Here is a 23,055-nt window from a genome sequence, read left to right on the forward strand (position 1 = left end):
AAGTATTACCAACCACAAAACGCCAGGATGATTTCACTCCCAAAGTATACTGATTATTATCATGCAGTTATAATTCACCTTTGAGTCTTATATTCGCAACATCAACTGAACAGCATGCAATACGACATTACGATTATTGGTGGAGGAATTGTGGGATTGGCCACCGCTTACCAACTAAAAAAGAAACGACCCGGACTTAAGGTTTTGCTAATTGAAAAAGAGCCCAGACTGGCGGCTCACCAAACCGGCAACAACAGCGGGGTTATCCATTCCGGCTTATATTATAAGCCAGGAAGTCTGAAAGCGACTAATTGCATCAATGGCTACAACATGCTGCTTGACTTTTGTAACGAACAAGGAATTGAGTATGACCTCTGTGGCAAAATTGTAGTAGCCACGTCGAAAGAAGAATTGCCGCTGCTGAATAATCTTTTCGAAAGAGGTATTCAAAATGGTTTGGTAAAAAACGAGCGGCTTACTGCTGAGCAATTAAAAGAAAAGGAGCCCTATGTAAATGGCATTGAGGGGATTTGGGTGCCTTACACCGGCATCATCAGCTACAAAGAAGTATCGGCCAAACTGGCTGAAGTGATAAGAAAAGATGATGGACAGATTCATATAAGTGAGGCGGTTAGGGAAATCAGAAAAGAAGCCGGAGGTTGTACGGTGGTCACTAATAAGGACACCTACCAAACGAAACTGGTGGTGAACTGCGCTGGTCTCTATTCCGACAAAATAGCCCGGATGACCGGACAGGAAGTCAATATCAAGATTGTGCCATTCAGAGGTGAGTACTACAAAATAAAAGAAGAAAGAAAGTACCTGGTCAAGAACCTGATCTACCCGGTACCGGATCCTAATTTCCCATTCCTCGGCGTACACTTTACACGAATGGTGGGTGGCGAAGTGGAAGCTGGCCCCAATGCGGTGCTGGCCTTTAGAAGAGAAGGATACAGCAAGTCAGAAATTAATTTGTTTGAACTAGCCGAAACACTGGCCTGGCCTGGCTTTCAGAAAGTGGCGTGGAAATATTGGAAAACAGGCTTTGGCGAAATGTACCGGTCGTTCAGCAAAACAGCTTTCACCACTGCCCTTCAAAAGCTTCTGCCTGATTTGAAAGAGTCGGATCTTGAACCGGGCGGAGCGGGTGTGCGTGCCCAGGCGTGCGACCGCAATGGTGGGCTGCTCGACGACTTCCTGATTTTGGAAAATGACATAGCTGTGAATGTCTGCAACGCACCAAGCCCGGCAGCCACCTCCAGTCTTTCGATAGGAGAAACAGTGTCGAATATCGTACTCAAGAGGTTTTGAGCGCAGCGGCAAGAAGTGCGAGGGTTGAGGGATACCCTTTTACTTTTCACTATTAACCGATAACTTTCTTCCATGTCCAGGTACGCTCGCCATTTGTCGCTAAAAGAAATAGGCCCCGCAGGCCAGCAAAAGATCGCTGAAGGCAGGGTACTGGTGATTGGTGCGGGTGGATTGGGCTGCCCCGTGCTGCAATACCTCGCTGCAGCTGGCGTAGGGCGGATTGGCATTGTTGACAATGACGTCGTTTCCATCAGCAACCTGCAACGCCAGGTAGTATTCAGAGAAAGCGACGTGGGCAAAAATAAGGCTGAAGCCGCCAAAAGCCACCTAATGGCGCTCAACTCCACCATCGAGCTGGTAGCTTACCAGGAGAAAATCACCTCTGCTAATGCACTCGATATTGTCGCCGGGTTTGACATTGTGATCGACTGCACCGACAACTTTCCTACCCGCTACCTCATGAACGATGTATGCCTTTTGGCAGACAAGCCATACATCTACGGTGCGATTCATCGGTTTGAAGGGCAGGTGGCCGTGTTCAACCTCACAAAAGAAAGTGCTAACTACAGAGACCTCTACCCTACTCCCCCGGCGGCCGGTTCAGTGCCCACTTGCGAACAAGAGGGCGTATTAGGTGTGCTTCCAGGGCTTATCGGCACCATGCAGGCCATAGAAGCACTCAAAATCATTACCCAGTCTGGCGAAGTGCTGGACAGTACCTTAGTAATGCTTGGTGCGTGGGACAATACACGGCAGCGAATGGTGATCAAGCCAAAGGGTACCAGAGCCAAAGTGACCAAGCTTATCGACTACGAGGCCTTTTGCGGCATTAAGAACTACCAGGAAAATATGAAAGAGATAACCGTTCAGGAGCTCGACTCATGGAAGAAAAACGGCGTCAGCTTTCAGCTGATCGATGTAAGGGAGGCCCACGAATATGAAACGGTGAATATGGGTGGAGAACTGATGCCCATGAGCGAGCTTCAGGAATATCTGGACTTGATTGATAAAGACCGCCAGGTGGTAGTGCATTGCCACCATGGGGGGCGCAGTGCCTCAGTCATTCAAGCGCTGCAATCACGGTACGGATTCGACAACCTCTATAACCTCATCGGAGGTATTCATGCCTGGGCCGAAGAGATTGATCCAAATCTTCCAACTTACTAAAAATGCCGCTTACAATAGAAGTAGTCTGCTACAACATCACCTCCGTACTCAATGCCATCGAAGGTGGTGCCAGTCGCATAGAGTTATGTGATAGTCCTGGTGATGGAGGCACCACACCCTCCGCTGGAATGATCCTGGCTGCCAAAGAAAAGGCACGAATACCAGTGTTCGTCATGATCAGGCCAAGAGGTGGTGACTTCCTCTATTCCGATGAGGAATTTGAGGTAATGAAAAAAGACATTGAATCGGCGAAAAAACTAGGTGCAGACGGTGTGGTCTTTGGCATCCTGAAAGCCAATGGGGAAATAGATACGGAAAGAAACAGGGAGCTTGTGCAGCTTGCCAGGCCGCTGAAAGTCACCTGCCATCGGGCATTTGACATGACCAATGATCCCCACGAAGCCCTCGAAGCGTGCGTTGAAGCTGGCTTTGACCGCATCCTGACCTCCGGGCAGCAGGCCAATGTTTACGACGGCAGGCTATTGCTAGCGGAGCTGGTAAAAAAAGCCGGTGACCGAATCATCATCATGCCTGGCGCTGGTGTCAGCGAAGAAAATGTGGCCAATCTGGTCAAAACCACTGGAGCGAAAGAAATCCATATTTCAGGGAGGAGTTTTGTGGACAGCGCAATGGCATTCAGAAACCCCGCCGTGTCTATGGGAGACGACCCTAGAGAGTACCAGAAGCTGGTGGTAAGTGTGGAAAGAGTGAAAAAAATCCGCCTGCTGGCAGAAGGTGTCAAAAAATAAAAAAGGCTGTCTCAAAAGCCCTGATTGGTTTGTTGAGACAGCCACAACATGGTTTTACCTCTCCCAAAAGAAGGGAGGCTGAATACCCAGCGACCGAAGATACACATAGCCCTGTCCCCTGTGGTGAATCTCGTTGTCGATGAAATAGAAAAGGTTGGACACCACTGTTCCCTCATACTGCCCAAAAAGCTTGATTTGCTCCTGGAACCTTTCTGCTGAAAGCTGCTTCCAGTAGGAGTTAATTTGCTCTGTAGACTCATCCCATGCCTTCAGTACATTTTCTTTTTTCCCTTCAAACTCCAGCTCTTCATTAAAGGGCGTTGTTTCGCCGGTAACAATTTCCTTCAGACCTGGCACCGCAATGGCAAGCATCTCACTGACGAGTTTCGAAAATGGTCGCATGCCACCAATGGAATGTTCAAAAAATTCCTTTTCAGGGAAAGCTTCTATTACCCGGCGGGTCAGGCTTCTATGTCCCTGCCAGTGTTTGAGCAACTGCTCTGGTGAAATTACTCCGGCTTCAATCTGAGTGTTTAGCTGATTCATGATGTGTGATTTTAGGTTCAAAATTTCTTTGATGAAGCCAAACTAGCACTGGCCACTGACAGCTGTCTGTCAGTCGATTTTTTACATAAAAACTTTTTTCTTCAATTAGTAAACCAGCCAAATGTCTGTTCAACTTTGTAGTTTGATAATACTCTCAAAAATTCTAGCTTCAACCCTATGAAACAATACCTACTCGCCGAGTGCAATTGGAAAGACATCAAGGATCGCCAAATCGATTTGGCCGTTTTACCCTGGGGTGCCACCGAGGCCCACAACTACCACATGCCCTACGGCACCGATGTGTATGAAGCTGACAGCATAGCCACTGAGGCAGGTCGTATCGCCTGGGAAGCTGGCGCAAAATTGACGGTAATGCCCACAATACCTTTCGGAGTGAATACCGGCCAAACTGACATCAAGCTTGACATTAACCTCTACCCCAGCACGCAGCTAGCTATTCTCAACGATATCATTGAGGTGCTCAACCGGCAAGGCATTTACAAGCTGCTGATTGTGAACAGCCATGGCGGTAACGACTTCAAAACCATGCTGCGAGAGTTGGGTGTCAGGTACCCCAAAATGTTGCTCAGCACCTGTAACTGGTTCCAGTCGATGGACAAGAAGCAGTACTTCGAAGAGCCTGGAGACCATGCCGACGAAATGGAAACCTGCCTCATTATGCACCTGAGACCCGAGCTGGTGCTGCCGCTTGATCAGGCCGGAGACGGGAAAGACAAAAAACCACGTATTCAGGGGTTCAAAGAAGGTTGGGCATGGAAGGAAAGAGAATGGTCGAAGGTTTCAGCTGACACAGGCATTGGCAATCCAAAAAAGTCTACAGCGGAAAAAGGAGCCAGGTTCTTCACAGACGTTACACAAAAACTTGGCAAGTTGATGTTGGAGCTTTCTCAAATTGATAAAGAGGACTTTTATGAATAACAGTCAAAACCATCTGTTTACGAAATTCGTAAAGGTTTGAATCACCTTGAATCAGAATGATCCGATCCGATTTCCCTGATATTAAATGGCTTAAGTCGATGGTGTCGGGGCAGATCAAAGTCACCGATCCCTCAGGAAAACTGATCAAACCCAAGTGGCCTAATTGCATTATTAATGCCACGACTTCCTCAGCCTATCGGCCGGACGTGCAGGGGCCTATCTCAATTTTCATGAATATAAGTGGCAACAGCTACTGCTCGACAGGCGGGCCTACCGCCACCATTAGTGATGACTTTTTCTACGTCACCAACAAGAATCAAGAATATACACTGACTGTTGAGCCTGACCAACCTGCCGAAACACTCAATATTCACCTGGGAGAAGACCTTTCGTTGCAAGTCCTTTCAGGATTAATCACTCCAACGGATCAAATTCTCAACGATTCTTATGGACTGACGTCAGAAAACATAGGTTTTGCTAATCGGCTGTACCGGAAAGACGATACCCTTGCAGGTATTGTTAAGTGCCTTTATGCCGACCATAAAAACGGAAACCTGAGTAGCTTAAAGCTAGATGAATACAATTACCAGCTCATGGTTTATCTGCTTTCTCAGCATCGTCAAATTCTTAAGGAAGTTCGGAAGCTGCCTGCTGCGAAAGCTTCCACCCGCATTGAGCTCCATCGGCGGCTTTCTTATTCGCTTGATTATTTGCACAGTCACCAGAACCAAAGCATAGACCTGCAAAAGCTGGCTGATGAAGCATTCCTCTCCAAGTAGCATTTTTTGAGGTTATTCAAGGTGACCTTCGGTTGCTCCCCCTATCAATATCTCCAGCGGCTCCGTTTACAAAGGGCTTTTTCCCTTCTCAAGTCAAAAGAGATTCCCGTCAACCAAATTGCCATTCAACTAGGCTTTGAGAATGCCACAAGCTTTAGTAGACTATTCTTTCAGCGTTTCGGGGCCTATCCCACCCAATATCGCAGAAGTTTGTTTGCCTGATCCATCCGGTTAAAACTTAGCAATAATGGTCATCTCATATGCCTGGTGGCTGCTCTACCTTTGCTCCACAATCAAATTACTCAAACAATGAAAACATCATTTTTTACCTCTACAGCCGTCTACTTTGTGGTCTTGTCGGTCATTTGCTTAGGGCTGGTTACATGGGCCATTGCAAAAACAGTCAAATCCAATACCCACCTCAATCCAAGAGGACATTGGAGATTTCTATTTGTCATTTCAATTTGGATTACAATCATCAGCGGCGTCGCTCTTTCAGGCTTCTTTTCTGATTTCTCTACGTTTCCTCCCCGTCTGCTGATGGCCCCGCTGATCCCTATTATTTCAATCACCGTCGTTACACTTTTTGGAAAACTGGACAACCTGCTAATACAAGTTCCACCTTCCTGGATCATGTACCTGCAAACCTTCCGTTTACCTGTCGAGATACTTCTTTGGATGCTCTTTATGCAAAACCTGCTGCCTGCCCAAATGACCTTCGAAGGCCGCAACTGGGATATCCTTGTAGGTCTTACAGCTATTCCAGCAGGTCTCGTTTGTTTTGGGCAGCACCGATTCAAAACCAGCTTTGCCATTGCGTGGAATATTGGTGGACTGCTGCTACTACTCAATATAGTCACGGTTGCAGTGCTGTCAATGCCCACACCATTCCGGGTTTTCATGAACGATCCGGCCAATGAAATTGTGGCAACTTTTCCTTTCGTTTTGCTTCCTGGCATACTCGTGCCTCTTGCCTTTTCTCTTCATGTTTTGTCACTGCGTCAAGTTTTTCTTCTAAAGAAAGAAGGCGCTGCTTCCCGTTTACAAAATCATTTAGCCAAGGGGTAAGCAATTCTTTGGCTTTTTGATAAATCCGCAGCATCTTAGAAATGGATTGAATCAATTCATTCCATTGCTACATTATGAAAAAGACATATACCTACACCCTATTTATTGCTTTAGCATTATTAGTCGCCGCTGCCATTGCCGGCATTGGACTTAACTCCCCAATCAGTGGGCCCTTGCTGATCGTTGGCCTTCTCTTACTGGCGTTTGCATTAAGAGGAAGTGAAAAAGCGAAAGGCTATAGTTACTCTGTAGTCATTTTTTCATCGGTTGCTGCCGCCATGTACTACCCCGCACCGTTTCAGCAAATCGGCGATTTCAAGCTGGGCACGTTGATAGTTCCGCTGCTTCAAATCATCATGTTTGGCATGGGCACGTCCATGAGCATCAAAGATTTTGAGGGAGTAGTCAAAATGCCGAAAGGAGTAGGTGTTGGTCTACTGTGCCAGTTTACCATTATGCCGCTGCTCGGATTTGGGATAGCCAAGCTGTTTAACTTCCCTTCTGAAATAGCCGCCGGTATTATACTGATTGGTTCAGCTCCAAGTGGATTGGCCAGCAACGTGATGGCCTACCTGGCTAAAGCTAATGTGGCCCTTTCGGTAACAATGACAGCAGTAGCCACCATGCTGGCTCCGCTAATGACACCCTTATGGATGAAGTTACTAGCCGGACAATATGTTCCCATCGAATTTTGGGGGATGATGTGGAGCATTGTCAAAATTGTGATCATCCCGATCATTGGTGGCCTGATCTTCAACAAACTCTTTCACGGAAAGGCCCCCTGGGTCGACAGAGCGATGCCCCTTTTGTCAATGGCGGGCATTGCCATCATCATCAGTATCATTACTGCCTCTGGCAGAGACGCTCTCCTCACTTATGGCGTTATCCTCGTTTTCGCCGCCCTGCTGCACAACACGGCTGGTTACTTTCTGGGTTATAAGCTTTGCAAAGCCATCAAATTACCAGAAAGAGACTGTAGAACCATCGCCTTTGAGGTAGGTATGCAAAATGGCGGACTCGCTTCGGGAATAGCGCAGGGGATGGGAAAAGTGGCCACTATGGGACTCGGCCCCTCTGTCTTTGGTTCATTGATGAACATTACGGGATCTATCCTGGCAAATTGGTGGAGAGATAAACCAACGGGTGAAGAAGATCCAAAATGAAAAGACTTCTTCTTCCGGCAGCCGTTTGGCTACTTTTCACACAAGGTGTTTTCGCCCAAACAGCCTCTTCCTTTGATGTCAACGACAGGCTGGGTCGTGGCATCAACATGGGCAATTCCTTTGAGGCACCTACCGAAGATGCCTGGAGCAACCCCTGGCAGCCGGAGTACTTCAAAATAATAGCTGACCTTGGCTTTCAGCATGTGAGGCTCCCCGTCCGCTGGGAAACGCCGGAACGGAGCCTGGTCGATCCACCCTATACTATCAATGCAGACTTCTTGCGGAGAATTCAGGCGGTTGTCGACACGGCACTGAAATACAAGCTGCATATCATCGTGAATATGCACCACCACGACTCCCTTTTTGAGAACGTGGCCCGGGAAGAGACCCGGTTTCTTTCGCAGTGGAATCAAATTGCTAACCATTTCAAAGATTACCCCGACAGCCTCTTGTTTGAAGTACTGAACGAGCCACACGGTGAGATAACGCCAGCACTATGGAACGACCTTTTTGCGAAAGCGCTGACTGAAATCCGAAAAACGAATCCTACAAGAAGCGTGATATTGGGAGTGGCAGAGTATGGTGGGCTTACTGCTGTTCCTCAATTGGAGATTCCTGATGATGACCACCTCATTCTTAGCATCCACTATTACAACCCCTTTCACTTTACCCACCAGGGAGCTGATTGGGTGGGCCCGGAAACACAGGCATGGCTTGGTACTGAGTGGAATGATACGGAAGCCGAGCGACTGACTGTCGTCAACGAATTCAAGGTGGCCCAGGCTTTCGCCGAGGAACACAACCTGCCGTTCAATGTTGGTGAGTTTGGTGCCTACAGCACAGCCGATATCGACTCAAGGATTCGATGGACTACCTACCTGGCCCGATGGTTTGAGTCGCAAAACATGAGCTGGGCCTATTGGGAATTCAGCGCAGGATTCGGCGTTTACGACCCCGCCAATAAATCGTTTCTTGAACCTCTGATAGATGCGCTTCTGCACAACCCCATGCCCGAGCCTACCCAAGTCAATACCAAAGTTGTTTACCAAAGTGACTTCAGCGCCGGACGGGACGGGTGGATTGTTGTAAATCAAGGCGCTGCCTCCTCGCTATTGGACAATGCTGGCAATAAACTGACAGTGGCGATATCAGGCGGTGGCACTGAAGGATGGCATATTCAACTCACCAAAACCGGTCTTTCGTTCACTAAAGGAAAAACTTACCAGATAGGTTTTAGCGCTAAAGCAGATGAAGCCAGGGCGGCTACCTTCTATGCCGGCAAAAACGGCGACCCATGGACGGCATACAGTGGATACAATGGTGTAAGCATACCGGCAACAGAAACGAGGTTTATTTTCACCTTTACGATGAACGAACCCACCGACGACCAGGCGAGAATGGTATTTGATCTTGGTAAATCGGTAGTGGATTTGAGCATCTCCGATATTTTGGTGGAAGAGGTTCTCAACTCGGTCACCGCTGTGGACAATGAGTTGGGGGGAAATATCATGGTATTCCCCAACCCTACCGCATCCCAATTATTTGTGAGTGGATTGGAAAATTACCACAGTGCCCGGGCATTCGATATGCAGGGCCGTTTTGTTGGTGTGCTCCCCTTTGAGCCAGCCAGCAGATCAATCGACATGGGTCAGCTTCCGGCAGGGCCCTATTTGGTTAGGCTTACGAAGGGAGCGATCAGCGAGACTTTTCGGGTAATAAAAGAGTAGCTCTCAGAAAATTATTTGATAATTTCTCCATTTGAAGGTGATATTCTCCCTCTTTTCCGCACTTATAGTAAAAGCTATTGCATGGAAGTAACCGAGACCCTTGAAAGAAAGCCCTTCATGGCGGCGACGGCTGACGACAGACTCGCCCTTTTTGAGGCGCTCTATGAAGACGCTTTCCCCGCAGCCGCCAGGTTCGTTCACCGTATGGGTGGCAATCTGGAGGATGCCCGTGATGTTTTTCAGGACGCCCTGGTTCTCTTTTATGAGAGCCTCACTTCGAAAAAAGTACATGTAGAAATTTCCCACAAAGCCTATTTGCTCGGAATATGTAAGCATTTGTGGATTCGAAAAGCAAAAGCTCGAAGCAACGAAGTCCACCTGGAAGAGTGGGAAAAGTGCCTCAACGTGCCCGACCTCAACGAAGCGCATCCTTCGGCTAACAAACTGCTCGCCCTGCTGGAACTTGCTGGCCAAAAATGTCTGGATCTGCTGAAAAGCTTCTATTATGATCGTCTGAGCATCCCACAAATAGCCTCCAGTTTCGGCTTTGGAAGTGAGCGTTCCGCCGCCGTGCAGAAGTACAAGTGCCTTGAAAAAGTAAGAAATGAAGTAAGATCAAAAGCACTGCACTATGAGGACTTCACTGACTGAAATGGCGCAAATTGAAAGCTACCTTCAGGGGAAGCTCGGCATAGCTGCTACACTTCTTTTCGAAGCTAGAATGCTTTTGGAGCCATCACTCAGCGCCAGCGTTCAGCTGCAAAAAAACATTTCGGAAGTCGTAGTGCTGTATGGCAGAAAACAACTCAGAAAAGAGATACAAGCCATAGACGACAAGCTTTTCCAGGCAGCCGACAACACAGATTTCCGAAGAGAAATTGATCTAATCTTCAACAAGAACCAATAACATGAACATCCAAGCCAACCTCGTTCCCATGGTGATTGACAACAATAGCCGTGGGGAGCGAGCCTATGACATATTCAGTCTACTGCTCAAAGAGCGCATCGTTTTTCTGGGAACCAAAGTCGACGACGTGTCGGCCAACCTGGTAGTGGCCCAACTGCTTTATCTGAACAGCATCGACCAAAAGTCACCCATCAATTTGTATATCAACAGCCCTGGCGGTGTGGTATATGCAGGCCTGGCCATTTACGACACCATGCAGATGATTCAGGCGCCCGTGTCAACTGTGGCCGTAGGCGTAACAGCCAGCATGGGGACAGCGCTGCTTTGTGCAGGAGCAAAAGGTAAGCGCTATGCCCTGCCCCATTCCACCATCCACATGCACCCCACAGGCGGCGGCGCCCAGGGCTACACCGAAGATGTACGCATTGCCACCCGGGAGCAGGAAAGGCTACAAACTCAGCTTTTCCACCTGATGGGCAAGCATACAGGGCACAGCTGGGAAGAAATTGAGGCGTTTTTTCTGCGTGACAAATACCTGAACGTCCTCGAAGCCAAAGCCTTCGGCATCATCGACGAGGTACTCGGCAGCACCGACGACATTGTTGTGCTGGAAAAAGAGGGTTTAAAGGTAAGCTTGGCATCTGCCAAATAGCGGCCAATATCCCTCCAGGGGTTTCAAACCCCTTGGAGGGTTCCGTATCTCTCCCTATATTACTTTCGCAACCCGCTCTAACCTATGAAACTACTCTACACCCTACTTCTACTTATGCCCCTTGTCGCCACTGCCCAATCGCCCGGAAGCATCACCATCAAAAAAGTCGCCGACTTCGACGTAAAAGAATCACCCGACAAAACCTGGGAAGCTGCCAGCTGGGTAGAAGTACCTCAAAGAAGTGATAACGGCATGACCTACGCCACAAAGGTAAAGGTGCTCTATTCTGAAACCGGCATCTACTTTCTGTTTCACTGCGAAGACAACAAACTCACCGCCACCATGACCCAGGATTTCGACGACCTGTTCAAAGAAGATGTGGTAGAGGTCTTCCTTTGGACGGATGAAAAAAGTCCAATTTACTTCGAGTACGAACTCTCCCCACTAAACTTTGAGTTGCCCATTCTGGTACCCAACTACGGGGGAAAATTCCTCGGCTGGAGGCCCTGGCACTACTTCAACGAAAGAAGAACAAAGCACGTAACGACTGTGGAAGGCGGCCCAAAGCGAAGCAATGCCGACATCAAAGCGTGGACAGCCCAGTTTTTCATTCCCTATGTGCTGTTAAACCCGCTACAGAACGTTCCCCCGACAAGTGGAACCAAGTGGCGGGCCAACATGTACCGCCTAGATTATGACGATGGCAAGCAAACTCGCTGGGAATGGCAACCCATCCGCACCAACTTCCACGATTATGAGATGTACGGGACTTTTGTGTTTGAGTGAACCACCTCCTCAAAAAAGTAAGTAATTCTTGGAAACGATTTGTGAGGTTGTCTCAAAAGCGCTGTCAGGTTGAGCTTGTCGAAACCCTCAACAACGCTTTTGGATAACCTCTTGAAATCACAACTCCACCGTTTTTCCCGTCTTAAAACTTTCATCAGCCGCCAGCACTATCCGAAGGCTGTTTACCGCATCATTCAAGTGGTCGGTCAGATCAAGGTCTTCTTTGATAGCCTTTAGCAGATACAACTGCTCAAGCTCGCAAAGTCCGTCGTGGTCGGGTTCGCTGGAGGTGTCAACAATTTGGTCGGGCTTTACATACTCACCTTTGTCGTTCGTGGCAGCATAGTGTACTTTCAGGCTGCCCGTTTTGCTGTGGCCGTCAATGTCCTGCGAGCCATCCCCTTTGGGAGCATCCACTATGTTCACGCCGCCTTTTGGTCCAATCACATCTTTTACAAAGTATGCTACCTCGCTCATCATCGGCCCCCAGCCAGCTTCGTACCAGCCTACTGAGCCGTCGTCAAACGTCACCTGAAGCTGCCCGTAGTTGTACATCGTTGGTTTGATCTCATCCGTCAGTCTGGCACCAATGGCACTCACCCTGATCGGCTTGGCCCTTGTCATCATGCACATCACGTCTACATAGTGCACACCACAGTCTACGATAGGCGACATCGTATTCATCAGGTTTTTGTGTGTTTGCCAGTGCTTGCCGTTGCTTTGCTGGTTCAGGTTCATGCGCATCACCAGCGGCTTACCGAGTCCTTGCGCAATTTCCACAAACTTGGCCCAGGCAGGGTGCACCCTTAAAATATAGCCCACTACCACTTTCTTGTTCACTGCCTTAGCCATGTCTGCTACGCTCTGCGCTTCCTCCACGGTAATGGCCAATGGCTTTTCCACAAACACATGAGCACCAGCCTTCAGGCTCTTCAGTGTATAGTCCACGTGGGTTTCGGCGTAGGTATTTACCGAAACAACGTCTGGCTTAGCAAGCGCCAGCGCTTCATCAAAATCGGCATAACAGGGGTAACCTCCACCCAACTCCTCATTCAGCTTCTCACGGCTTTCTGCGGTGCGGCTCACAAGCCCCACAATTTCAAAATCTTCCAGCTTGTGGTAGGCCCTTGCATGTGATGCTCCCATATTGCCGCATCCCGCCACTAATACTCTCAACTTATCGCTCATGTCTTTGGTGTTGTAATTGCCTCATTAGTTTTTTCAACAACCCTCCAAGGGGTTTAACAAAAGTAGCGACTGAAACCAACCGCAGGGGCATAACCCTTGGAGGGTTTGCTTCGATAAATAGAAACTTTTTTGCACTCATTTCAAAGTAAGAGATGATTTGACTAAAGAAGCAAAGGATAACTGGTCAATCTGCTTCCTTAACAATAAATTGACCTCGAATTATCTAATGTTGCCTTTCAATGTCTGCTTATTCCATCTCTCATATAAAAAAGGAACTTCAAGTCCTTGATTCTGAACAACTCCAACAGGTGATCCTTCGCCTGGGCAAATACAAGGTGGAAAACAAAGAGCTGCTGTCCTACCTGCTTTTTAAAGCCCACGATGAAGCTATTTTCATTGAAGAAGTAAAGGAGGGAATCGATGAAAGCCTTTCGACACTCAACGACACCAACCTCTACTGGGCCAAAAAAACCATCAGAAAGGCCCTTCGTTTCGCCAACAAAAACATACGATACTCTGGCATCAAAGAAACGGAGGTGGAGATCAGGATTTATTTTTGCGAACGAATGAAAGCGACCGGCCTCCCCTTTCAGCGAAGCACCGCTCTGGACAACCTCTATAATGGCCAGCTCAAAAAGATCGAAAAAGTGCTCAGCACCCTGCACGAAGACTTACAGTTCGATTACGAGCAGCAGATAGAGGAATTAAGGAATCACTAGATTTGATACCTTCGACCTCGTTCAAATACACAGTTTGTTGCTACAGCTGAAACCAGACTGGGGGGTTGCCCCGCAGGCGGGCGGGGGAAAATTGGCGGCAGATGAGCGGCCTGGCTTGTGCGTTTAATTTTCCTATGATTTTTGCCTACTTTTCATCTATGGGAAAAGTAGGAGCCCTTCCGGCTTGAGGAAAAGAACCATAAACAAAAATGACTGACGATTGACGCAATGATAAAGAAACAAACAACGACACTTTTACTTCTGATATTTTCGACCCTAGTTCATTGGAACAACTTATTTGCCCAACCCTTCAAATTCACCAAAACTACGGAAGGCATCAGCCTCACTGAAGGCACCCACCCGGTCTATTTCTATCAGCAGCAAACCAAATCTCTCGATGGCAAGTATCCACGAGCGAACTATTTGCACCCTCTCTACGGTTTGAATGATGAAGTCCTTACAGAAGACTTCCCAGCCGATCACCTGCACCAGCGGGGCATTTTCTGGGCCTGGCACCAACTGATTGTCGACGGTGAACGAATTGGCGACGGCTGGGAATGCAAGGGCATTGAGTGGAATGTGACCAGTACCAATACCAATGTTGACAAGAAAGCAGCCAGATTGGAGGTGGCCGTTGAATGGAACACAATATGGAGAGGCGACAACATTACGTTCGTCAAAGAAACCACAGTGATCACCACTTATAAGACTACGTCAGACTACAGGGAAATGGATTTTGACATCAGCCTTACGGCCGTTGGTCACGACGTATGGATTGGTGGATCTGAAGACCACAAAGGCTATAGCGGCTTTTCTGCCAGAACCATCCTACCCGATGATATAAAATTTCGTTCTGAAAAGGGAGTTTTGACCCCCACCGATCCGGCTATTCAGGTGGGCGGTTGGGTGGATATGATTGCTACCTTTGGAGAAACAAAGTCGGGATTCACCATGATGGCGGATACGACACGGATGACGTCTTGGCATGGCTGGATATTGAGAAATAAGAAAAGCATGCAGAACGCAGCGTTCCCGGGTCGGGAGCCTTTTAAAATTGCAAAGGGTGAAACTTTGACGATGAGCTATAAGCTGATCATACATAAAGCCGATTGGCCTCTGCAGGAAATAGAAAGCAAATTCAAAACCTTTATCGATAAGAAATGAAGTATTTAAGTTTTAGGAATGGAGATCAAATGCCAGCCATTGGGCTGGGTACGTGGAAAGCAGCTCCAGGCGATGTTTACAAGGCAGTAAGAGAAGCTATTAAGATAGGCTACAGGCATTTTGACTGTGCCCATATTTACGGCAATGAAGATGAAATTGGAACAGCCTTCGCCGACGCTTTCAAAGCTGGTGAGGTAAAACGGGAAGAGCTGTGGGTTACCTCCAAGCTGTGGAACAACAGCCACCGGAAAGACCAGGTAGAGCCAGCACTGAAAGTCACTCTCAAAAACCTGCAACTCGACTACCTCGATCTTTACCTCATTCACTGGCCGGTGGCGCTGCAAGAAGGAATTGGTTTCCCCGCCTCACCGGCCGACTTTATTCCCATTGGTCAGATGCCGCTGACTGTTACCTGGTCGGGCATGGAGGCTGTGGCTAAAAAAGGCCTGACAAAGCACATTGGCGTTTCCAATTTCAATATCAAAAACCTGAAGCTCATAAGTCAGGGCGCCACCATCAAACCTGAAGCCAACCAGCTGGAGTTACACCCCTATCTGCAACAAAATGAACTGGTTGACTACTGCAAAAAGAATGAGATCGTTGTCACAGGCTACTCTCCTCTTGGCTCCTCCGACCGGCCAGCCAGATTGATCAAAGAAAGCGATCCGACGGTACTGGAAAATGAGGTGATCAAGAAAATTGCTACTGTGAAGAACTGCTCGCCAGCACAAGTACTTCTTAGCTGGGCGGTGACGAGAGGAACCTCGGCTATTCCAAAGTCGGTGAACCCAAAGCGTTTGAAAGACAACCTGGAGTCAACCTCTGTTGAATTGTCTACCGATGACTTGAAAACCATTGCCGCCCTGGATTTAAATTTCCGCTATATCAACGGCGAAACATGGGCAAGCCCTGGGTCGCCGTATACGCTGGAGTATTTGTGGGGTAAATAATAAATGAGAAAGAGGCTGTGCTTCCAAACGATTTGCAGAATTGGCACAGCCTCATATTTTTTGCCATCATCAAATAAACATTGTGCTGCTTACCGTCTGAAACTTCGCTTAATAGTGTGTGTGCACTTGATTGGCTATTTAAAACCAGGCGACTCGAATCATAAGGAAAAACCCCCAACATCACCGAGGTGCTGGCGAAAGGGGCTTCATTGGTGCCAAAACACTCACATCTTTGCGAAGTCATTCTTAAGCGTTAGTTTTCGTTATGAAAAGACTGGTGATGTTCGTCATTTTTCAAGTGCTAGTGGCGAGTCAAATATTTGGCCAGGACAGCGACGCCGTGGTTGTTAAAAAGAATGTAATATATGTTCATGGAGGCATTTTCAATTACAATGGCGGCTACGAACGCAGTTTAATTACTTTGAAATCGGGCATGATCAACGCCAAAGCTGCAGTTGGGAAAAGCAATGCACCCGACCATTATGGCAAAAACCTGATGCTAGCAGCTGGATATCTTCACGGTAAAAAATCGCACCACCTCGATGCGGACATGGGAATTGGCTATTTTTCTAACAATACGGGCGACTTTTCAGAATTCTTCCTGGTTGGGCACCTGGGCTACAGGTACCAAAAACCAGGGGGTCTGCTCGTTATCAAAGTAGGGTCAGGAGCACCAGAAGGGCTGTACCTGGGGCTTGGGTTAGCCTTTTAACCTGACGCCGGAGCTGCCCCGACAAAGAGATTTGGCATAGAAATTGATCCTCGTAATCAGGCAGTTCATTTTTTTAACTATCCTTTCTTGCAATGAAAACACTCCTGATTTTTTGGCTGGGGTTGGCTTCATTCGGTTCCGCAAATGCGCAGGACAAAATCAATACGCCCGGCCTAAATCCTGTTTGGGAAACTGCAAAAACCGTTGGCATTCCCCGGACTCTTAGCGCTGGTCGTGATAGAGCACGGCAGATGTATTCCAACGATACCCAGAGCAGCGAATCGGCCGTGGAAACGGCGTTCACTATGACTCAGGGAAGGGCTTGGTTCGGCATTTTAGCGAGCCTTTTTTGCAGCACCAACTTACACCTGTCCAAAGCATCGATGAACAGATTTTTTAGTGATTTTGTTTTATTCTATTAAACCCTACCAGCTATGAATGTTTATGCCTTTATCATCCCTATTGTTTTGCTCCTTCTGATTGCAGAAATCATTTACTGCGTATGGAGTAAAAATGGCCAGTATCCATTTCAGGATACCATCACGAATATAGCCACTGGCATCGCCAACCAATGCGTCAATCTTGCCGTGGCTTTCTTTGTTTACAAATGGTATGGCTGGTTGGCCCAGTTTATTCCCTGGGAGATTCCAAATACCTGGTACTACCTGCTTTTGCTGCTGCTACTTCAGGATTTTCTCTTTTATTGGTTTCACCGTGCAGGCCACACGATCAATATTTTCTGGGCCGCCCACATGCCGCATCACTCCTCCGAAGAGCTTAATCTATCTGTTGGAATCAGGGCAAGCTTCACTCAGCGAATCTTTCAATTTCTTTTCTTTGATTGGGTACTTGTGATTGTTGGCTATACGCCAGAAGCCATTTATGCAATGGCTGCCGTTCATCTTCTACTGGCCTACTGGCACCACACAACGCTGATCAAGAAAATGGGATGGTTCGAAAAGTATTTTGTCACCCCCTCCCACCACCGGGTGCATCATGGTGTAAATCCTCAATACATCGACAAGAACTTCTCTGAATTCCTCATTATTTGGGATAAGCTGTTCGGCTCCTTCGAAAAAGAAAAAGAGGAAGTATGTTATGGTGTCACGCACCCTCCCCGAACCTGGGATCCGATTTTTATCAACTTTCAGTATTGGAAGCAGTTGTGGGACGATGCGGTGGCTGCTCCTTTCTGGTGGGACAAGTTCAGGCTTTGGTTTATGCCACTTGGGTGGAGACCAAGGGGGCTGGAAACAGAGAAGAAGGATAGAATTGGCTACACCAGGTCCGAGCAGATAAAGTATACCAGCAATCAGTTCGCCAACCTTAAACCTTATTTGGTTTTTCAAGTGGGGGCGGCATTGGTCTACCTTTGGATAGTAGTTAACCTGAAGTTTCCACTAACGGCCCTGGATCGGGTAGTCATGTCTATAGGCATCTTTATGATGATCATTAGCTGGGGAGGCCTGATGCAAGCCAGGCCATGGTCAATTTATCTGGAAATGATCAGGCTACTTTATATGTCCATAACATGTATAGTTGTTCTCCATGCCAACGAAATGGCCGAGCTAACAGGTTGGGAAGCCATCGTGGCGCTTCTAACGGTAGGAGGCAGTCTTTTCTATCTGACTTTCATGATAAAGAAAACCGAATTGGAGCCTTCCTGAGTTCGCTGCCAATACGTCTGGGTCCGCACTTTTTAAACTTAAATGACACAAAATGAAAAAGATTGTATGTCTCCTGCTCTATCTGGCCGGATACGAATCGTCAGCCCAGGACTCTACCGTGGTATCAACGACTAATTTTATTTATATGACGGTTGGGAGCACCGCAGCGGTCTCTATAAATGCAAACTTTGAGAGAACAATTATTCGCCGGTCAAAGGATTACATTTCGGTGAAAGCAGGCGTAGGCCACAGAGCGAGCTTCACCTTTGGCCAAAGAACACTTTCTTTAGGCCTGGTTCAAGTCTTCGGTTGTGGCAATAAGCACTTTGAATGGGCGGCCGGGGTGGTTCACTTGTATGAACAGGGGTTCACTTCAAAATTTGTCGCCGACGTGAAAGCCGGGTATCGCTATAGTAAGCCTAAAGGGCATTTCCTGTTTAGAACAGGGTTGGGGTATCCTGAAGGAGTTTACGCAAGCATAGGCATTGCCTATCAATGACTTGGCGAGGTCGCAACCTCATTTTTCCATCTGAGTAAAAAGCTAAGGCTTTCGGGTCAATTTTTCATACTTTTAAGGAAACCGAAAAAGCCATGAAAACCATTCTATTTGCTTTGTTGGCGTGCACATTTACTTTCAGTGTTAGTGCCCAGGTATTTAATGCCTACACACCACCCACACAAAAACCTCCTCTGCACGGGAGGAACTGGATGGCTATTACCGGCAAACCATTGGCTGCCACGGCCGGAGCCATGACTTTCCAAAAAGGCGGCAACGCCGTAGATGCAGCTTGTGCTATGATTGCGGCTACCAGCACCATGTGGGACGTGCTCAGCTGGGGTGGTGAAACCCAGGCCATGATCTACAACCCTAACACCAAAAAGGTTATTGCTATCAATGCGCTGGGCGTTGCCCCCACTGGCGCTACTCCTGAGTTTTTCAAGGGCAAAGGTTTAGACTACATTCCCGAATATGGCCCATTGGCAGCCGTCACCCCGGGCACCCCCGGCGGCATTATGGTGATGCTGGCAGAATATGGCACCATGAGCCTGAAAGAGGTGCTGGCCCCGGCCATGGAGCTAGCCGCTGGCTACCCCATTGAGGCACAAACAGCCAACGCTATTGAACGGGGTAAAGGTGAAATCAAAAAATGGCCTTATTCCGCCAAAGTGTTTCTCACCCATCCCGGGGAAGAAAGAGAAGCACCTGAGGCAGGAGAAATCTTCGTTCAGAAAGACCTGCTGGCTATGCTCACCAAATTGGTGGAAACTGAGCAAGCAGCCCTAAAGAAGAAAAAAAGTCGTAAAGAGGCTATTTATGCTGCTTATGATCGTTTCTACAAAGGCGACATTGCCAAAGAAATTGCCCGAGGCACACAGGAACAGGGCGGGTTGATTACCGAACAAGACCTGGCCAAATGGGAGGTTAAGATCGAAGAGCCTATGATGGTCAACTACAAGGGGATTGACGTGTACAAGCTTTCTCAGTGGACACAGGGACCTGCCCTGCTGCAGTCGCTCAACATGCTGGAGAACTTTGACCTGAAAGCCATGGGCTACAACTCAGCCAAATACATTCACACCCTGTACCAGGTAATGAGCATGGCATTTTCTGATCGTGACTTCTACTATGGCGACCCTTACTTTGGCCCCGAAGAGCCCATGAAAGGGATTCTTTCGAAAGAATATGCCAAAGAGCGTGTTAAGCAGATCAACTGGGAAATGAACGATGCTAAAATTGGCCCTGGTGACCCCTATCCATTTGAAGGCAAGGTCAACCCCTACAGCGAGCTGCTGAAACAAAAAAGTCAGGCCTCACTCTCTACACCCGATTCATATGAAGATTTCATGAGAGGCTTTCTGGCTGGCACCACTTCCGTGCAAACTGCCGACAAAGACGGATGGGTAGTGTCGGTCACTCCAAGTGGTGGATGGATTCCCGCCTGCATTGCTGGAAATACCGGTATTGGTCTGAGCCAACGCATGCAAAGCTTTGTGCTGAATGAAGAAGAAGGCCCTTTCAATGTGGTGGAGCCAGGCAAACGCCCGAGAGTCACCCTCACTCCTTCTATGGCATTGAAAGACGGCAAGCCGTTCCTTTCGTTTGCCGTGCAGGGTGGCGACACCCAGGACCAGAACCTGTTACAGATGTTCCTCAATGTCGTGGAGTTTGACATGACAGTGCAGGAAGCCGTAGAGGCCGCCAATATCAACAGCTATCAGGTGAGCAGCTCATTTGGTAACCATGAAAGTATTCCGGGCTCCCTTTTGTTGAGAAGCGACACACCACCCTGGGTACAAAAAGAGCTCATAAGAATGGGATACAAGCTGCGATTCGACGACCGCAGCTCCGGGCCTATTAACGCCATTTACTTCGACTGGAAACATGGCAGCTTCTGGGGCGGCTCAAGCAACTACGGAGAGGATTATGGGATTGGGTGGTGAGTTGCACTTTCCAGCCTAATTATAACCACTTCAGAAGAGTAATGACTATATTAGTAAAACAAATGTATAATCAATAAACACCCATTAAACAGATGGACAATAAAAGAACAAGAAGGGATTTCCTTAGGAATACCGGAACCCTGGCAGCCGCTTCTGCCCTGCCCTTTTTCAGTAGAGTGCCTGCCTTTGGCAACCCTCTGGATACTAAAACATTGAGAGTTGGCCTTATTGGCTGCGGGGGTCGTGGTACCGGTGCTGCTAACCAGGCTTTGGCAGCTGATGACAACGTGGTGCTGGTGGCTATGGCCGACCTGTTTGATGACCGGCTGACGGAGTCGCACGCTAACCTGACCAAAATCCACCCCGATAAAATGAAGGTGGACAAATCAAGAAGGTACCTTGGCTTCGATGGTGCTGATAAGATCATCAATGCCAAAGACATAGATGTGGTCATACTTACGACTCCTCCCTATTTCCGTCCCGAGCATTTCGAGAAGGCTGTCAATGCAGGCAAGCATATTTTCTGCGAAAAGCCCATGGCTGTAGACGCACCTGGCGCCCGAAGAGTAATGGAAGCAGTAAGGGTTGCCGAGCAAAAAAAACTTAATATTATGTCGGGCTTCTGCTGGAGATACCATACTCCGAAAAGAGCCACCTTCCAAAAAATATTAGACGGTGCGATTGGCGAAGTAACTACGGTTTACAACACATACAATACCGGAGCGCTGTGGCTTCGTGATACTCAGCCCGGGTGGTCCAAGCTGCGCAAGGATATGAGAAACTGGTTGTATCACACCTGGATTTCTGGAGACCACCTTATCGAGCAAGCCATCCACAGCGTAGATATGCAGTCGTGGGCATTGGGTGATGTGCTACCGGCTAGCGTTACCGGCACGGGTGGACGTCAAAGCAGGGTTGAGCCTGAATTTGGCAATGTTTACGACCACTTTGCCCTTGTTTACGAGTACGATAACGGAGCCAGAGGCTTCCACTTCAGCCGCCAGCAGAAGAACTGTAGCAACAGCTACGCCGTGGAGTCAATCGGCACGGAAGGCACAGCCATGGTTAACTGTATCCGTAACCGCCATACCATCACGGGTAAGGAAACATGGAAATATGATGGCGAGGACAACGACATGTACCAGCAGGAACATGACGAGCTATTTGCCGCCATCAGAGCAGGTAAGCCTGTCAACGATGGCAAGCGCATGGTGCAGAGTACTATGTTAGGCATCATGGGCAGAATGGCTGCCTACACAGGCCAAACCATTACCTATGAGCAGGCATGGAACTCACAGGAGAAGCTGGGCCCGGACACTGTGGACGAAGACACCAAATGGGAAGATGCACCTGTAGCACAGCCCGGCATCACGCAGTTTTCATAACTAATACCTAAAACCTCCGGGGTTTGTCTTTCGCCTGTTTCGGGCAGGGCAAGCTTCGGAGGTTTTTCTTTTTCCACAATACCCCACCTATCCAAATACTATGAACAGAAAAGAATTTATCAAGAAATCTACCGGAGCGATTGCCTCCGCAGCCATTCTGGGATCAGGAGCCATCAGTCCGTTGTCTGCATCACCGAAAAAAGAAGCACTGGCCAAAGTCAGCATCAAAAAGAGCCTCAAGTGGGGCATGGTAAAGGAAGACCTGTCCATCATGGACAAATTCAAGATGCTGAAAGACCTTGGTTATGATGGTGTGGAGCTGGATAGCCCAAACGACCTTGACAAGAAACAAGTGCTTGCTGCCAGGGACAAGACAGGCTTGGTAATTCCAGGCGTCGTTAATTCTGTTCACTGGAAGAGCCCTCTGTCCCATGCCGACCCCAAAGTTAGACAGGCTTGTGCCGATTCGATGAAAACTGCCTTGCAGGATTGCAAAGACTACGGCGGCACCACGGTACTGCTTGTGGCAGGCGTAGTCAATAGCGAAACCAGCTACGACGATGCTTACCGCCGCTCTCAGGATGAGATCAGAAAGATGATTCCATGGGCGCATGAAACAGGTGTGAAGATTGCCATCGAAAATGTCTGGAATAACTTCCTGCTAAGCCCAATAGAAGCCGCCCGCTTTATTGACGAGCTTAACGACCCAATGGTAGGATGGTATTTCGACATAGGCAACGTAGTACGTTATGGCTGGCCAGAGCAGTGGATCAAAGTGCTGAATCGCCGCATTATGAAGCTGGACGTGAAAGAGTACAGCCGGAAAAAGCAGAGTGATGAGGGCATCTGGAAAGGCTTCGACGTAGAGCTGCTTGAAGGGGATAACAATTGGCCGGCCGTCATGCGGGCATTGGAATCCATCGATTACAAAGGCGGTTGGATGAGCGCCGAAGTGAATGGTGGCGACAGAAAACGCCTGCAACAAATAAGCGAATTGATGGATAAAATCATTGCGCTCTAGAGATTGGAAGGAG

The 23,055-nt window shown here is 48.2% G+C and carries 25 protein-coding genes; 23 read left to right on the plus strand and 2 right to left on the minus strand.

Annotated elements, in window-relative coordinates:
• The first annotated feature begins 114 nt into the window (after positions 1–114).
• From lhgO to ACMVP2_RS27920, 3 genes are all read left to right on the plus strand, one after another.
• Complete coding sequence (gene lhgO, locus ACMVP2_RS27910; RefSeq protein WP_416866053.1) at positions 115–1,311, plus strand: L-2-hydroxyglutarate oxidase; 1,197 nt, start codon at positions 115–117, stop codon at positions 1,309–1,311.
• 72 nt (positions 1,312–1,383) lie between these two features.
• Positions 1,384–2,478: a ThiF family adenylyltransferase gene (locus tag ACMVP2_RS27915; protein WP_416866054.1), complete on the plus strand. Its 1,095-nt coding sequence runs from the start codon at positions 1,384–1,386 to the stop codon at positions 2,476–2,478.
• A 2-nt stretch (positions 2,479–2,480) separates the two neighbouring features.
• Positions 2,481–3,227, plus strand: coding sequence for a copper homeostasis protein CutC (locus ACMVP2_RS27920; protein ID WP_416866055.1), 747 nt, complete (start codon positions 2,481–2,483; stop codon positions 3,225–3,227).
• 54 nt (positions 3,228–3,281) lie between these two features.
• On the opposite strand, the gene ACMVP2_RS27925 is transcribed toward ACMVP2_RS27920, so the two are convergent.
• A complete protein-coding gene (locus ACMVP2_RS27925) occupies positions 3,282–3,773 on the minus strand; it encodes a DinB family protein (RefSeq protein ID WP_416866056.1) in 492 nt (163 codons plus the stop codon).
• Between the two features lie 177 nt (positions 3,774–3,950).
• Between ACMVP2_RS27925 and ACMVP2_RS27930 the strand changes: the two genes are divergently transcribed.
• From ACMVP2_RS27930 to ACMVP2_RS27975, 10 genes are all read left to right on the plus strand, one after another.
• The gene (locus ACMVP2_RS27930; protein ID WP_416866057.1) at positions 3,951–4,712 is read left to right on the plus strand and encodes a creatininase family protein; all 762 of its coding nucleotides are present in this window, start codon (positions 3,951–3,953) and stop codon (positions 4,710–4,712) included.
• 56 nt (positions 4,713–4,768) lie between these two features.
• A complete protein-coding gene (locus ACMVP2_RS27935; protein ID WP_416866058.1) occupies positions 4,769–5,491 on the plus strand; it encodes a hypothetical protein in 723 nt (240 codons plus the stop codon).
• Between the two features lie 6 nt (positions 5,492–5,497).
• On the plus strand, positions 5,498–5,713 hold the full coding sequence (locus ACMVP2_RS27940) for a helix-turn-helix domain-containing protein (RefSeq protein ID WP_416866059.1): 216 nt from the start codon (positions 5,498–5,500) through the stop codon (positions 5,711–5,713).
• 87 nt (positions 5,714–5,800) lie between these two features.
• Positions 5,801–6,559, plus strand: coding sequence for a hypothetical protein (locus tag ACMVP2_RS27945; RefSeq protein WP_416866060.1), 759 nt, complete (start codon positions 5,801–5,803; stop codon positions 6,557–6,559).
• 74 nt (positions 6,560–6,633) lie between these two features.
• Positions 6,634–7,722, plus strand: coding sequence for a bile acid:sodium symporter family protein (locus ACMVP2_RS27950; RefSeq protein WP_416866061.1), 1,089 nt, complete (start codon positions 6,634–6,636; stop codon positions 7,720–7,722).
• Positions 7,719–9,449, plus strand: a complete 1,731-nt coding sequence (locus tag ACMVP2_RS27955; RefSeq protein ID WP_416866062.1) for a cellulase family glycosylhydrolase — start codon at positions 7,719–7,721, stop codon at positions 9,447–9,449. Before ACMVP2_RS27950 ends, ACMVP2_RS27955 begins: the two co-directional genes overlap by 4 nt.
• Before the next feature lie 81 nt (positions 9,450–9,530).
• Positions 9,531–10,100 (plus strand): RNA polymerase sigma factor, encoded by a 570-nt coding sequence (locus ACMVP2_RS27960; RefSeq protein WP_416866063.1) that lies wholly within the window; start codon positions 9,531–9,533, stop codon positions 10,098–10,100.
• On the plus strand, positions 10,081–10,356 hold the full coding sequence (locus ACMVP2_RS27965; RefSeq protein WP_416866064.1) for a hypothetical protein: 276 nt from the start codon (positions 10,081–10,083) through the stop codon (positions 10,354–10,356). The genes ACMVP2_RS27960 and ACMVP2_RS27965 overlap by 20 nt, the downstream gene beginning before the upstream one ends.
• A 1-nt stretch (position 10,357) precedes the next feature.
• The gene (locus tag ACMVP2_RS27970; RefSeq protein ID WP_416866065.1) at positions 10,358–11,008 is read left to right on the plus strand and encodes a ClpP family protease; all 651 of its coding nucleotides are present in this window, start codon (positions 10,358–10,360) and stop codon (positions 11,006–11,008) included.
• An 84-nt stretch (positions 11,009–11,092) separates the two neighbouring features.
• On the plus strand, positions 11,093–11,794 hold the full coding sequence (locus ACMVP2_RS27975) for a carbohydrate-binding family 9-like protein (RefSeq protein ID WP_416866066.1): 702 nt from the start codon (positions 11,093–11,095) through the stop codon (positions 11,792–11,794).
• A 117-nt stretch (positions 11,795–11,911) separates the two neighbouring features.
• Here the strand turns inward: ACMVP2_RS27975 and ACMVP2_RS27980 are convergent, their stop codons facing one another.
• The gene (locus ACMVP2_RS27980) at positions 11,912–12,982 is read right to left on the minus strand and encodes a Gfo/Idh/MocA family protein (RefSeq protein WP_416866067.1); all 1,071 of its coding nucleotides are present in this window, start codon (positions 12,980–12,982) and stop codon (positions 11,912–11,914) included.
• A 239-nt stretch (positions 12,983–13,221) separates the two neighbouring features.
• Here ACMVP2_RS27980 and ACMVP2_RS27985 point away from each other — a divergent pair, with 239 nt between their 5' ends.
• The 10 genes from ACMVP2_RS27985 to ACMVP2_RS28030 all read left to right on the plus strand — a co-directional run bounded on the left by ACMVP2_RS27985 (position 13,222) and on the right by ACMVP2_RS28030 (position 23,042).
• Positions 13,222–13,701 (plus strand): hypothetical protein, encoded by a 480-nt coding sequence (locus ACMVP2_RS27985; RefSeq protein ID WP_416866068.1) that lies wholly within the window; start codon positions 13,222–13,224, stop codon positions 13,699–13,701.
• A 228-nt stretch (positions 13,702–13,929) separates the two neighbouring features.
• Entirely contained in the window at positions 13,930–14,865 is a 936-nt protein-coding gene (locus ACMVP2_RS27990; protein WP_416866069.1) for a DUF6807 family protein, read from the plus strand.
• On the plus strand, positions 14,862–15,815 hold the full coding sequence (locus ACMVP2_RS27995; RefSeq protein WP_416866070.1) for an aldo/keto reductase: 954 nt from the start codon (positions 14,862–14,864) through the stop codon (positions 15,813–15,815). The genes ACMVP2_RS27990 and ACMVP2_RS27995 overlap by 4 nt, the downstream gene beginning before the upstream one ends.
• 265 nt (positions 15,816–16,080) lie before the next feature.
• The gene (locus tag ACMVP2_RS28000) at positions 16,081–16,527 is read left to right on the plus strand and encodes a hypothetical protein (RefSeq protein WP_416866071.1); all 447 of its coding nucleotides are present in this window, start codon (positions 16,081–16,083) and stop codon (positions 16,525–16,527) included.
• Between the two features lie 92 nt (positions 16,528–16,619).
• Complete coding sequence (locus tag ACMVP2_RS28005) at positions 16,620–16,949, plus strand: hypothetical protein (RefSeq protein WP_339794660.1); 330 nt, start codon at positions 16,620–16,622, stop codon at positions 16,947–16,949.
• A 12-nt stretch (positions 16,950–16,961) separates the two neighbouring features.
• Complete coding sequence (locus ACMVP2_RS28010) at positions 16,962–18,194, plus strand: sterol desaturase family protein (RefSeq protein WP_416866072.1); 1,233 nt, start codon at positions 16,962–16,964, stop codon at positions 18,192–18,194.
• Between the two features lie 52 nt (positions 18,195–18,246).
• The gene (locus ACMVP2_RS28015) at positions 18,247–18,693 is read left to right on the plus strand and encodes a hypothetical protein (RefSeq protein WP_416866073.1); all 447 of its coding nucleotides are present in this window, start codon (positions 18,247–18,249) and stop codon (positions 18,691–18,693) included.
• Between the two features lie 92 nt (positions 18,694–18,785).
• Positions 18,786–20,636, plus strand: a complete 1,851-nt coding sequence (locus ACMVP2_RS28020) for a gamma-glutamyltransferase family protein (protein ID WP_416866074.1) — start codon at positions 18,786–18,788, stop codon at positions 20,634–20,636.
• 92 nt (positions 20,637–20,728) lie between these two features.
• Positions 20,729–22,021 (plus strand): Gfo/Idh/MocA family oxidoreductase, encoded by a 1,293-nt coding sequence (locus ACMVP2_RS28025; RefSeq protein ID WP_317492169.1) that lies wholly within the window; start codon positions 20,729–20,731, stop codon positions 22,019–22,021.
• A 100-nt stretch (positions 22,022–22,121) separates the two neighbouring features.
• The gene (locus ACMVP2_RS28030; protein ID WP_416866075.1) at positions 22,122–23,042 is read left to right on the plus strand and encodes a sugar phosphate isomerase/epimerase family protein; all 921 of its coding nucleotides are present in this window, start codon (positions 22,122–22,124) and stop codon (positions 23,040–23,042) included.
• Positions 23,043–23,055 lie beyond the last annotated feature (13 nt).

Source organism: Imperialibacter sp., assembly GCF_048007035.1.
GTDB lineage: Bacteria > Bacteroidota > Bacteroidia > Cytophagales > Cyclobacteriaceae > Imperialibacter.